The sequence below is a fragment of the Pseudoalteromonas sp. S2721 genome, assembly GCF_005887425.1.
Taxonomy (GTDB): Bacteria; Pseudomonadota; Gammaproteobacteria; order Enterobacterales; family Alteromonadaceae; genus Pseudoalteromonas; species Pseudoalteromonas simplex.
Window position 1 is genome coordinate 1 of record NZ_PNCZ01000031.1, and the last position, 12,164, is coordinate 12,164.

11 protein-coding genes and 2 tRNA genes are annotated in these 12,164 nt (G+C 39.7%); 6 read left to right on the forward strand and 7 right to left on the reverse strand.

Going from position 1 to position 12,164, the window contains the following annotated elements; all coding sequences use genetic code 11:
• Nucleotides 1-160: 160 nt before the first annotated feature.
• From pgsA to CWC02_RS12860, 4 genes are all read right to left on the reverse strand, one after another.
• Entirely contained in the window at nt 161-706 is a 546-nt protein-coding gene (gene pgsA / locus CWC02_RS12845) for a CDP-diacylglycerol--glycerol-3-phosphate 3-phosphatidyltransferase (protein ID WP_054553645.1), read from the reverse strand.
• Nucleotides 707-748: 42 nt separating this feature from the next.
• Nucleotides 749-2,572, reverse strand: a complete 1,824-nt coding sequence (gene uvrC, locus CWC02_RS12850) for an excinuclease ABC subunit UvrC (RefSeq protein ID WP_138618597.1) — start codon at nt 2,570-2,572, stop codon at nt 749-751.
• A gap of 8 nt (nt 2,573-2,580) precedes the next feature.
• Nucleotides 2,581-3,231, reverse strand: a complete 651-nt coding sequence (uvrY, locus tag CWC02_RS12855; protein WP_054553647.1) for a UvrY/SirA/GacA family response regulator transcription factor — start codon at nt 3,229-3,231, stop codon at nt 2,581-2,583.
• Between the two features lie 107 nt (nt 3,232-3,338).
• On the reverse strand, nt 3,339-4,490 hold the full coding sequence (locus CWC02_RS12860; protein WP_054553767.1) for a dicarboxylate/amino acid:cation symporter: 1,152 nt from the start codon (nt 4,488-4,490) through the stop codon (nt 3,339-3,341).
• A 215-nt stretch (nt 4,491-4,705) separates the two neighbouring features.
• On the opposite strand from CWC02_RS12860, the gene CWC02_RS12865 reads away from it, so the two are divergent.
• The 3 genes from CWC02_RS12865 (at nt 4,706) to CWC02_RS12875 (ending at nt 8,843) form a co-directional block, all read left to right on the forward strand.
• Nucleotides 4,706-7,039, forward strand: a complete 2,334-nt coding sequence (locus tag CWC02_RS12865) for a carbohydrate binding family 9 domain-containing protein (RefSeq protein ID WP_138618599.1) — start codon at nt 4,706-4,708, stop codon at nt 7,037-7,039.
• A 240-nt stretch (nt 7,040-7,279) separates the two neighbouring features.
• Nucleotides 7,280-8,248: a cysteine synthase A gene (gene cysK, locus CWC02_RS12870; RefSeq protein ID WP_054553648.1), complete on the forward strand. Its 969-nt coding sequence runs from the start codon at nt 7,280-7,282 to the stop codon at nt 8,246-8,248.
• A gap of 154 nt (nt 8,249-8,402) precedes the next feature.
• Complete coding sequence (locus CWC02_RS12875) at nt 8,403-8,843, forward strand: hypothetical protein (protein ID WP_138618601.1); 441 nt, start codon at nt 8,403-8,405, stop codon at nt 8,841-8,843.
• A 73-nt stretch (nt 8,844-8,916) separates the two neighbouring features.
• Here the strand turns inward: CWC02_RS12875 and CWC02_RS12880 are convergent, their stop codons facing one another.
• The gene (locus CWC02_RS12880; RefSeq protein WP_054553650.1) at nt 8,917-9,216 is read right to left on the reverse strand and encodes a DUF6172 family protein; all 300 of its coding nucleotides are present in this window, start codon (nt 9,214-9,216) and stop codon (nt 8,917-8,919) included.
• Nucleotides 9,217-9,351: 135 nt separating this feature from the next.
• Complete coding sequence (locus CWC02_RS12885) at nt 9,352-9,867, reverse strand: VC2046/SO_2500 family protein (RefSeq protein WP_054553651.1); 516 nt, start codon at nt 9,865-9,867, stop codon at nt 9,352-9,354.
• Between the two features lie 112 nt (nt 9,868-9,979).
• Here CWC02_RS12885 and CWC02_RS12890 point away from each other — a divergent pair.
• Nucleotides 9,980-10,064: transfer RNA gene (locus CWC02_RS12890), tRNA-Tyr, on the forward strand.
• 49 nt (nt 10,065-10,113) lie between these two features.
• Nucleotides 10,114-10,198, forward strand: a tRNA-Tyr gene (locus CWC02_RS12895).
• 97 nt (nt 10,199-10,295) lie between these two features.
• Here CWC02_RS12895 and CWC02_RS12900 read toward each other — a convergent pair.
• Nucleotides 10,296-10,976, reverse strand: coding sequence for a M48 family metallopeptidase (locus CWC02_RS12900; RefSeq protein ID WP_054553652.1), 681 nt, complete (start codon nt 10,974-10,976; stop codon nt 10,296-10,298).
• Between the two features lie 104 nt (nt 10,977-11,080).
• Between CWC02_RS12900 and CWC02_RS12905 the strand changes: the two genes are divergently transcribed.
• Nucleotides 11,081-12,061 carry an ion channel gene (locus CWC02_RS12905; protein ID WP_054553653.1) on the forward strand — a complete coding sequence of 327 codons (981 nt, stop codon included), beginning with the start codon at nt 11,081-11,083 and terminating at the stop codon, nt 12,059-12,061.
• Nucleotides 12,062-12,164 lie beyond the last annotated feature (103 nt).

The window sequence follows — 12,164 nt, forward strand, 5'->3', positions numbered from 1 at the left end:
TACCAACTGAGCTAGTGCCGCTTTCTTTATCTTGGGGGCTATGCCCTCTCAACACGGACGCATTCTACAGAGATTATTAAACGCGTCAATATAAAAAATGCTAGTTTTGAACTGTTTGCTTATTTTTTATCTAAAACGGTGTGTAATTAAACGTTTAGGATCAATTTTTGGTCAATTCTGACCATGCCGCTATTAAATACTGCAACATAGAACTAAGCGTTAACAATGTTGCGACGTACAAAAGGCCATAACTTAAGTAGATCATCCATGTATCAAACTGCCAGATCAAACCAATAATGGCTAGCATTTGTGCCGCAGTTTTAAACTTACCCATGTTTGATACAGCTACGTTGTCACGTTTACCCTGCTCTGCCATCCATTCGCGTAAGGCAGAGATAACAATTTCACGGCTAATAATCACTAATGCCGGAATAGTCATATACAAGCTTTGGTAGTGGCTTGATAATGCAACCAGTGCTGCACATACCATTACTTTGTCGGCAACCGGATCTAAGAACGCACCAAAAGGCGTTGACTGATTTAAACGACGCGCTAGATAGCCATCAAGGATATCTGTGATTGACGCAAGCCAGAAAACAAATGCAGCTGCGAAAAACGCCCATGAGAAAGGCAAATAAAATATCACCAAAAAAATGGGGATAAGAAAAAGTCTAAAGGTTGTGAGTGTGTTTGGAATATTCCACATAACTACTTGGAGATGTCTTTTTTTACTATATTCGCACGAAGGCTAAGCCTTGTCATGCAAATGATTAAATATCTTTTCAGCCATTTCAGGGCTGATCCCAGGAACTTGTTTTAATTGGTCTATATTAGCAGCTTTTACCCCTTGCATGCCCCCTAAATATTTTAATAATGCTTGTCGGCGTTTTTGTCCTACGCCGGTAATTTCTTCTAACAATGATTGTGTGCGTTGTTTTTGTCGTTTATTACGATGCCCTGCAATAGCAAAACGGTGCGACTCATCACGAATATGCTGAATTAAATGCAGCGCTGGCGCATCTGAATCAAGTGGTATTGTTTTACGTCCGCCATCAATTAATAGCGTTTCTAAACCTGGTTTTCGACTAGTACCTTTTGCAACACCTACCAACAATGGCATTTTATTATGCGGCCAGTTTTCAAAATATTGCTCAGCACGAGATAATTGACCTTTACCACCATCGATAAAGATGACATCTGGAATTTTTTCTTCATCGACAACTTTGTTGTAGCGTTTATTAAGTGCAAATTCCATCGCAGCATAATCATCACCACCTGTGATGCCAGTAACATTAAATCGGCGATATTCTTTATTATTTGGCCCTTGCGAATCAAACACCACACAACTTGCTACCGTGTTTTCACCCATTGTATGGCTGATATCAAAACATTCCATGCGATTAATATCATCTAGACGTAATGTTTCTTTTAATTGTGCGTAACGTTTATTAATGGAGTCTTGGGTACTTTGCTTAACACTAATGCTATTAAGGGCATTTTTATTAGCAAGCTTTAAATACTGTGCCCGCTCACCGCGACTAGCAACTTTTAAACCCACTTTACGTTCAGAGATAGCCGTAAGCGCTTCACTTAATGGCTCACTTTCTTCAATACTGAACGGTAAGATAATTTCTTTGGCAATACGCCCCGTTGCACCGGGTGCTAAATAATATTGACCTAAAAACGAGGTTAGAATTTCTTCTTCACCGGAGTCTTTTGGTACTTTAGGGAAATAAGTTTTACTGCCTAGCACTTTGTGGTCGCGGATCATTAATAAGTGAACCGCATTTAAACCATTTAAATGCGCAAAACCCACTACATCCATTTCGGCATGATTACCTGAAATAGATTGTTGCTCCTGCATTTTTCGAAGCAACATGATTTGGTCACGCACTTTGGCCGCAAGCTCAAATTTAAGTTCTTTACTTGCTTGCTCCATTTTAGTGACTAAATCGGCAATGACTTCATGAGATTTACCCAGCAAAAACTTGCGAACAAAATCAACTTCTTGTTGATATTCTTCATCGGAGATTTTATTTACACACGGTGCTGAACAGCGTTTTAACTGATATTGTAAACAGGGACGGCTTCTCGCTCGATAATAGGCATCTTCACATTGGCGAACCGGAAAAATTTTTTGCATTAAACGCAAACTTTCAGAAACCGCTCCCGCACTTGGGAATGGACCAAAATATTCGCCTTTAATTTTTCTGCTACCACGATGAAAAGCAAGTCGCGGGTGCTTATGATCTGTTAACAGAATATATGGATATGACTTATCATCTCGCAGCAAAATATTATAACGAGGTTGATATTTTTTTATTAGATTGTTTTCGAGTAATAAGGCTTCGGTTTCGGTGTTAGTCAGGGTGACTTCAATACCGCAAATATTACTGACTAAGACACGCGTTTTACTATCAGTTACATTGCTACGGAAGTAACTACTGACACGCTTTTTTAGATTTTTTGCCTTACCGACATAGATAACTTGCCCTTCACTATCAAGCATTCGGTAGACACCGGGCTCACTTGATAGTGTTTTTAAAAAACGGGCTGGTTCGAAATCAGACATTGAGCAAATTAATGCGAGCTATCAATGTCGATCATTTTATGACGAATTGCTAAATGGGTAAGTTCAACATCCCCCCCTACATTTAGCTTTTCAAACATGCGATAGCGATAGCTATTCACCGTTTTTGAACTGAGGTTCAAACGCTCTGCGATGTCTTGCGCTTTCTCACCTTTAGTGATCATCAGCATGATTTGCAGCTCACGCTCGGACAAACTCTGGAAAGGGTTTTCATCTGTCCGCCCACTTACCTGGGCAAGCGCAATTTGCTGCGCAATTTCAGGCGCAATATAACGTTGTCCTGCATTCACTGCACGAATGGCGTTAACCATTTCATCAGAACCGGCACCTTTAGTCAGATAACCGTGTGCACCGATTTGCATTACTTTACTTGGGAATGGGTCTTCACAATGCACAGTAAGCACAATAATTTTTACATCTGGGCAATAACGACAGATTTTCTTTGTCGCTTCTAAACCGCCAATACCTGGCATATTCATGTCCATCAACACGATATCTGGTGAATGTTGACGGCAAAATTGCACCGCTTCTTCACCGGTTTTAGCTTCACCCACCACTTTAAAACCGCGAACATCATCAAGTATACGTCTGATCCCTGTCCGTACAAGTTCATGGTCATCAACTAAAAGTACATTAATCAATGGAACACCCTCAAATAACCAAATAGCTGCTTTCGCACAATTTAATGTGCCACATTAGCACAGAAAAAGTGAAACGATAAATCAAAATATCGTTTCACTAATTAAATTTAAGCTGATGCTTTCTCGCTGAAACGATCAACCCATAGGGCAATGATACCATCACCTGTTACATTACAGGCAGTACCAAAGCTATCTTGTGCTAAATAAAGTGCAATCATTAATGCAACTGCACCTTCATTAAAACCAAGCATACTTGTTAAAAGACCCAATGCCGACATAACTGCCCCACCTGGTGCGCCAGGAGCAGCAATCATTACAACGCCTAGCATCATAATAAATGGCAACATACCAAATAACGATGGTACATCCATATTCGGTGATAAGAACATGACAGCCATTGCACATGTCACAATCGTAATTGTTGAGCCCGATAAATGGATAGTTGCACATAAAGGTACTGTAAAGTTAGCAACATCTTCTTTTACGTTATTTGCTTTGCTTGAGCGAAGTGAAACTGGAATTGTTGCTGCACTCGACATTGTACCTAAAGCAGTAAAATAAGCGGGTAGCATATTTTTTACAAGCTCTAAAGGATTACGCTTTAGTAAAAGGCCTGTAGATACATATAAAACAGTAAGCCATAGCCAATGCATAATTAATGCAGCTAGCAAAACAATACCAAATGTTTGCAGCGTATCAACCACGGTGCCAGCAACTGTCATTTCCGCGAAAACACCTGCAATGTAGAAAGGTAACGCAGGAATAATTACTTTTGCTAACAAGCCATCAATCACATCACGGCCCTGATCAGATACTTTCTTTAACGTATCAAGCTGTAACTGGCTCATACCAATACCAAAAATGAATGCCGCAGCAAGTGCTGTCATTACACTCATAAGAGGTGGGATTTCTAAATCAATAAAGCTGCCCACTTCGGTAGCAACTTCTGCTTCAAACGTTAAACCGCCATCAAACAATGGGATCATAGCGCTGACAAGTAAAAAAGCTAAGGTTCCAGCAATAACGGTTGAACCATATGCAAAGCCAACTGTTTTTCCTAACAAGTGGCCTGACCCTTTTGGTAAACCAGCAATACCTGATGCGATAAAAAATAAAATAATTAACGGGATGGTAAAGGTGATCAACTGACCTATTATTTCTTTTACTGTGTAAAGGAGTTCAACACCTGTTAGTGGCACATATAAGCCCACTAAAATACCGGCAACAATACCAGCAATTAATTTTAGAATTAAATTCATAACGATCACTTCAATTTTTAGGTGGTAATCTTTTACCACGTTTTAGTTTACTTTTGTTATAAAACAGCCAAATTAACGTTTAACTGCGCAAATTACCACCACAGCTTGTTAGAATCTAATTTGAACGTAAATATATGCGCCCTGTCGCGTTGCATTTGTTAACAAAGTTGCAAATTAATAACATGCTCGCAGTTTTGAATACCCGTATAGTGCTTATGTATAAATCAATGTTAAGTGCCGCTCTATTGAGCGTGCCTTTTACTACCTTGGCCACCAGCCAACCTGTCACCCTCCCTTTTATTGCGGAGCAAGCAACAATCGACGGCCAGCTCAATGAGCCAAGTTGGCAACGTGCCAAAAAAATTACCATAGACAACGTTACTTGGCCTTACGAAAACAGTAAAAGCCCAGTTACCACCCACGCTTATGTTTATGAGGATGGCGAAACACTTTTTATTGGCTTTGAAGCGAATGATCCAAACCCAGAACTTATTCGTGCTTTTTACCGTGACCGTGACGCAGCCTGGGATGATGACCTAGTCGGGCTAAAAATAGATTCATACAATAACTCTCAATTAGCTTATCAATTTTTTATTAACCCACTTGGCGTACAACAAGATTCAATAGAAAATGAACTAACCAAGCAAGAAAGCTCATCATGGGACGGTATTTGGGATAGCGTCGGTGTTATTCATGATAAAGGCTACACAGTTGAAGTTGCCATTCCATTACGCGTATTGAATTTTGACGACAGCGTAGCAAGTAAGACTATGGCGATGGAGTTTTTACGCTTTTTACCGCGCAGTGAGCGGTTACGTATCTCAAATATGCAAATTGACCATGGTAACAACTGTTGGATTTGCCAAATGCCAAGTTACCAAGGCTTTGAACAAGCAAAGCAAGGCAATAACGTGGCGATTATTCCATCTGTGGTGCTTGGCAAAAATGAGACACGTGATATTGATGGCGCACAAGTGGCTGATTGGGAAACAGAAAACAATACTGAAGCCAGCCTCGATGTTAAATGGGGGATCACCCCAGATATCACCTTAAATGCGACGATTAATCCTGATTTTTCTCAGGTTGAAGCGGATGTAGCACAATTGAGTGTGAACAATAATTTCAGTTTATTCTTCCCAGAAAAGCGTGCCTTCTTTTTAGATAACGCTGACTACTTTGCCTCAACACTTAACCTTATTCATACCCGTAATATTGCCCAGCCAGATTACGGCACGAAAATCACCGGCAGTAAAAATGGCCATACATTTGCCGGCTTCATTGCCAATGATACACAAACCAATGTGTTGATCCCGGGCAATTTAGGCTCATCTCTTGTTGCCCTTGACGAGAAAAGTGAAAACGGTGCCCTGCGTTATCGCTACGATTTTGAATCAGGCTTATCACTTGGGTCAACGGCAACACACAGACAAAGTGATGACTATAAAAACACAGTATATAGTTTGGATAGTAAATACAAACCAACAGTAAACGATGTGTTCTTAGTGCAAGTATTAAAGTCACAAACGCAATACAGCCAAGATTTTATCGACGAATTATGTGATGGGGATAACTGCTCACAGCCAGAGCAAGTGAGTTGTGAATTAAATAGTGACTGCGACTACAACGAAGGTGTACTTCGTGTTTTAAGTAAAGAACAGCAATCAGGTACTGGTTACTACATTAAGTATCAACACGACGAGAAGTACTGGCGCGCATTTGCCGATTATAATTACCGCGATGCTGATTTGAGAGCTGACTTAGGCTTTATCTCACAAGTTGATTTTAAAAAGTTTACGACTGGTGGCGAATACCGCTGGTATGGCGATAAAGGCAATTGGTGGAATCGCGCTAACCTATATGCTGATTGGGATATTACTCACAACGAAAATAATGAACTTCTCGAAAAAGAAGCACAAACCAGCTTTTCAGTCAGCGGCCCGTTACAAAGCTTTTTTGAGGTCTCTGTTGAGCATCGTAATCGCACTGGCCTTCGCCACGACAAATCACGTTTAGATATCGACGGCAACACCGACTTGTTTAGCGAAAATGGCGTTGGCTTGTACAGTGACTTTAAACCCACCGCTGGGATATTTGCTTCTTTATATATGTACACAGGTAATGCCGTTGATTTAGCTAATAACCGCGTTGGTGATAAGTTCCATATACGCCCTGTGCTGAATATGAACCTTGGTAAGCATTTTGAAGTGCGTTTACGTCATACTTATGAGCAACTTGAAGCCGATGGCAGTGAAGTATTTACCGCCAATTTAAGTGATGTGCGTTTAACTTACCAATTCAACGTGAATAGCTTTTTACGCCTTGCAGTCATTTATACCGATTTAGAACGCAATCAGGCTAATTACATAGATGATGTTGATAGCCAATATAAAAAGTTAGCCACTCAGCTACTGTATTCTTACAAGCTGAACCCGCAAACTGTATTCTTTGCTGGTTACTCTGATAATGGCTATCAAGATGATGAGCTGTCATCAATGACTAAAGAGCAGCGTACGTTATTTGCCAAGTTTAGCTACGCTTGGCTGCTTTAAGACCCTATTAGCGCACCTTTTGGTGCGCCCTCCCCTTACTTTGCTTGCTTGTTCCTAAACTATATTAATTCCAACTGAAACTCGCACCTTGAGATGGTTTGGGTATCTAAGCCTATTCGCTATATGTTATAGCCAAACTTTACTTTCGTTTTTTATTCACCACAGTAAAGTGTGACTATTACAGATCAATAGCCTAAGCTCATTGATCACGATTGAATAAATTGCTTCCAAGGGAACAGTATGTCTAACATTTTTGAAGATAATTCATTAACGATTGGTAATACACCAATTGTAAAGCTTAACCGCGTAACATCAGGTAATGTTTTTGCTAAAGTAGAATCACGTAACCCAAGCTTCAGTGTTAAATGCCGTATTGGTGCTTCAATGATCTGGGAAGCAGAAAAGTCAGGTGTCTTAACTAAAGACAAAGAGTTAATCGAGCCGACTTCAGGCAACACAGGTATTGCACTAGCATTTGTAGCGGCTTCTCGTGGCTACAAACTAACTCTAACTATGCCTAACACAATGAGCCTTGAGCGTCGTAAATTATTAAAAGCGTTAGGTGCTAACCTAGTTTTAACTGATGGCGCTAAAGGCATGAATGGCGCAATTCAAAAAGCAAAAGAAATTCAAGCAAGTGAGCCTGAAAAGTACATTCTTTTACAACAGTTCGAAAACCCAGCTAACCCAAAAATTCACTTTGAAACAACAGGTCCTGAAATCTTTGAAGCAATGGACGGAAAAATCGACATTTTCGTAGCAGGTGTTGGTACTGGTGGTACTATTACAGGTGTTAGCCGTTACCTTAAACTAGAGAAAGGCTTAAATGTACAATCGGTTGCTGTTGAACCAACTAACTCGCCAGTTATTAGCCAAACTTTAGCTGGTGAAGAAATTAAACCGGGCCCTCATAAAATCCAAGGTATCGGTGCAGGCTTTATCCCAGGCAACCTTGATTTAGAAGTTGTAGATGCTGCAGAGCAAGTATCAAATGAAGATGCCATTGCCATGGCTCATGAACTGATGAAAAACGAAGGCATTTTAGTGGGTATTTCTTCAGGTGCCGCAGTAGTTGCTGCAAAGCGCCTTGCTGAAAAACCTGAAAACGCAGACAAAAACATTGTGGTAATTTTACCAAGTGCAACTGAGCGTTACTTATCAAGCCCATTATTTGCTGAAGAGTTCAGCGATAAAGAGCTTGTTCAGTAATCACCAAGAATCTCTTAGTTTTTAAAAAGGATGCAAACATGCATCCTTTTTTATTATCCAAAATAAATAAAACTATTAATTTTACCGAGTTAACTTTACATCATGCTCATTTAGTCACACACTTTATTTTAAGTTCACTCGAAAAACTACAACAATGAAAAATATACTTTTAATTTTTATCCTTTTAAGTAGCAGCATTCTTTCCGGTTGCGGCTCTGAAGATGCACCAAAAGGTGAAAAAAACACTCCTGGTAACGTAGCGACCCTCTATTTTGATGCTTTGTATAACCAAAACGATTTAAATAAAGCGATGGAATACGCCACGCCGAAAATGGCGCGAATTATGAAATCTTATGGTACCGCTGGGCAGTTCGCTCGCAACTTAGTCAATATGCAATACGATGAAGTGGTGATTGAAGTCGATATGACTAACATGAGCTTGCGCGAACAGTATGGCGATAAAGCCAACATCAATTTGATTTTTACGGGTTATTTTAATGGTAAGAAAATTGATGATATGCGCAGTGTGAAAATGATGCGTAAAAAAGGCAATTGGTACATAGAAAAAATAAATGCCGATCCGTTTGCGCGATAATTGATTACTAAAACTAAAAAGGGCCTGATGGCCCTTTTTTGTTTTAGAGTATTACTGCGAACTGATATTCGTATTACTCTTCGTCAAACTCTTGATGTTGACGCTGTGCAGGACGCGCTAAGATTTCAACATAAAACGATGTAAGCTCTTTTGCTTCAATATCGCTAATACATTTATTAATCTCTGCCACGTGAACGACATTGGCCTCATCCGCTGATTCACCAAACTTACAGTCAAACGCCCAATAGTCGGCACCTGCTGGGAGTGTTTTATTACGCTCACGTTTCAAGTATTTTTTTACTTCGTGCTTGGCTGCATCAACCATACGAGGGTATTTAATTTTCTCGTGGTTTAGCGTGAATGTTTTCTTCATTATAGTCCTAGTAACTTGGTTCAATGACAATGGCATTAAGCCATAGACTGCTATTATAACAAGCGCATCTTAATTTAGCTGTACTTTTTATTAAGTTTATTCATAGTCTATGACAATTCGATTAAGCCTCGAATGCTAAGCTGTCGCCAAATGCAGAGGTTGATGTATCGCCTCATTAGTAAGACTATCATAAAATGCGGCAGCGTCGATTTGTGGGCGCTCAACGGGTTTGTTTTTTTCATAAAAGCGTTTTCTAACTGCTGGCTCACAGTTATCAATCACTTCTAGCGGCACATGTTGCTTATCATCACGAACATTCAAAGGCTCTGGATTTAAGCAATGACGTAATTTTATATCTGATAAACCACCTTGCAATAGTCTAAATGCATTTTCTTGCCCAATTAGCATATCAAACTGTTCGGGAGCTAATGGTTGTGTAGGACCAGCACCTAATTCAGTACGCAGAGCAGACTCAGATACTTCAGGATTGCTTAATTCAGTTTTTGGTAGGTGGAACTGGCTAAAATCGAGCGCATCATGAGAAAGCATTGCGAGTAATAAAGCAAACTCTCCAGAGCGGTGCTCGTGAACACTTTTATTAAGACGATTATCGAGTTGACTCTCTGTGAGCAACAAACCATCAATTTGCATAGTCTTTAGCCAAATAGTTTCTTGATTAACCAGTTATCGGCATTTATGCATTTTTCTTTAGTTTTTTTCTTTACTTAAATAATCAGTTTGCTATTATCAGCGCCGTTGCATTGGAGGGGTTCCCGAGCGGCCAAAGGGATCAGACTGTAAATCTGACGGCTCAGCCTTCGCTGGTTCGAATCCAGCTCCCTCCACCACTTTTCTTCTCAGTGAAGTGGGGCCAAATGCAATAGTAAAAATTTGTGTGGAGGGGTTCCCGAGCGGCCAAAGGGATCAGACTGTAAATCTGACGGCTCAGCCTTCGCTGGTTCGAATCCAGCTCCCTCCACCACTCTTACTCTTTCTAGCTTTACTCTTTCTAGCTTTACTCTTTCTAGCTTTATTCTTTCTAGCTTTATTCTTTCTAGCTTTACTCTCGCTAACTTAATCTACCAACTCAAACTGCTCCCATTCGCTTTTAACCATTGCTCTGCTTTTTTATAGTCTGGATAAAACTGGCTCACACGTTGCCAAAACTTAGCGCTATGATTCATATGTAAAAGATGCGCAAGCTCATGGACAACTACATAATCAATCACCCAGGTTGGCGCACTTGCTAAATGTAAATTAAAAGTCAGCTCACGGCGTTTGTTACAACTGCCCCAGCGACGTTTATAATGTTGAATTTTAAGCTTTGTAGGCAACGTCTCAGACATTTGCAAGCAGTAATCATGCACTCGCATTTCGATATAGCTCTCAAGCTTTTCATGCATAAACTGCTCAAGCAAAGCGAGGTAGTTAGCCTCTTGATGTTTGACACGTGATGATATTAGTAAGGTAAGCTGAGGCCGCGCATCTTGTTGCCAAGTGTTTTTCGGGCCTTTGCCGAATACTATTGGGACGTTTTGCCCAAACAACTTAATAGTGGCGTTTACTAATGGCAATTGGCGACGCTCAGCTTGCATAGATTGCTTTGCTATTTGTTCAGCGACCCAATCTTGCTTAGTGTTTAGCCAGGCATCTATTTCAGTTTGTGGAACATAAAAAGGCGCATACACAGTGAGTTTCTGCTCAGCAACTTTAATTGCCACGGTTGTTCTGCGTTTACTGCGCTTTAGGGTGTAATCCAACAAAAGTAAGCCAATTCAATTAATAAAAAAATGAGAGATTCCATTTTACCCTGCTAAATAGCTGCTAATCTATAAAGATGACTCACAAATAAGTTTTCATCCTTATGCCTGACAAACCATGTTGTAGTTATACCTCACCAACAGGTAACAAGTGCCAAGAAACAGATATGGGCTCTGGATTTTGCTTTTGGCATGATAGTAAATTTGATAAATCAGGGCTAGATCTAACCCAAAAATTAGAACGCTATGCCAAAAAAGGAGGCTTACTAGAAGGGTTACAATTAAAGCGAGCAAATCTTTCTGGGCTTAACTTAATCAAACAGGATGATGAAGAGGGCTATAACCTTTCGTACTGCAACTTCTATCGAGCAAATTTAACGGGCGCTCATTTATTTAATAATAAGATTGCTAATGCCTCACTAATGAAAGCTAACCTTCACAGTGCTAGTTTGCATTACTGTGACTTAAGAAATACCAACTTATTAGGTATCAAACTCAACGACAGCAGAATTGATAATATCGAGCTAGGCGACCAATTACTGCAAGAAACGGCGGCCATTAAAGCCCGCAAGAATAAGCACAACTCAGAAGCACGAGACTTATTCGAACAATCTGAAGAAATATACCGTAATTTAAGAAAAGCTTCTGAAAATCAAGGACTATTTGAGCTTGCCGGTAACTTTACTTATAAAGAATTGCGCATGCGTCATGCGCAATACCCTAAAGGTTCAAGTAAACAAATAACTTCAAGCTTTATCGATATGTTATGCGGCTATGGCGAAAAGCCTGAGAATGTCATTCGTTTTAGTTTGTCGCTTATTATTTGTTGTGCACTCTGTTATTTTTTATTTGGTGTGAATTATCAAGATACGCTAATAAGATTAGATTTTTCTAACTCTATTGAAGACAATTTATTTGCATTTCTAAATAGCATTTATTTTAGTGTTGTTACCTTTACGACTCTAGGTTACGGTGACATAACACCTATTGGTTTCTCTCGATTTATTGCAGCAGTTGAAGCATTTTGTGGGAGCTTTTCACTCGCTTTATTCGTTGTTGTATTCGTCAAACGCATGACGCGTTAACAGTATCTAGTGATAAAAAGTGATGGATAAAAAACATGAATTTAAAACTAAGCATTTATAGCTAATATAAAATAATTAAATTCATTAATTTCACATCTTTTAC

What these genes read in the sequence shown, in the direction of transcription:
- pgsA (WP_054553645.1), bottom strand. Translation starts at nt 706, where the DNA reads ATGTGGAATATTCCAAACACACTCACAACCTTTAGACTTTTTCTTATC.
- uvrC (WP_138618597.1), bottom strand. Translation starts at nt 2,572, where the DNA reads ATGTCTGATTTCGAACCAGCCCGTTTTTTAAAAACACTATCAAGTGAG.
- CWC02_RS12860 (WP_054553767.1), bottom strand. Translation starts at nt 4,490, where the DNA reads ATGAATTTAATTCTAAAATTAATTGCTGGTATTGTTGCCGGTATTTTA.
- CWC02_RS12865 (WP_138618599.1), top strand. Translation starts at nt 4,706, where the DNA reads ATGTATAAATCAATGTTAAGTGCCGCTCTATTGAGCGTGCCTTTTACT.
- cysK (WP_054553648.1), top strand. Translation starts at nt 7,280, where the DNA reads ATGTCTAACATTTTTGAAGATAATTCATTAACGATTGGTAATACACCA.
- CWC02_RS12875 (WP_138618601.1), top strand. Translation starts at nt 8,403, where the DNA reads ATGAAAAATATACTTTTAATTTTTATCCTTTTAAGTAGCAGCATTCTT.
- CWC02_RS12880 (WP_054553650.1), bottom strand. Translation starts at nt 9,216, where the DNA reads ATGAAGAAAACATTCACGCTAAACCACGAGAAAATTAAATACCCTCGT.
- CWC02_RS12885 (WP_054553651.1), bottom strand. Translation starts at nt 9,867, where the DNA reads ATGCAAATTGATGGTTTGTTGCTCACAGAGAGTCAACTCGATAATCGT.
- CWC02_RS12905 (WP_054553653.1), top strand. Translation starts at nt 11,081, where the DNA reads ATGCCTGACAAACCATGTTGTAGTTATACCTCACCAACAGGTAACAAG.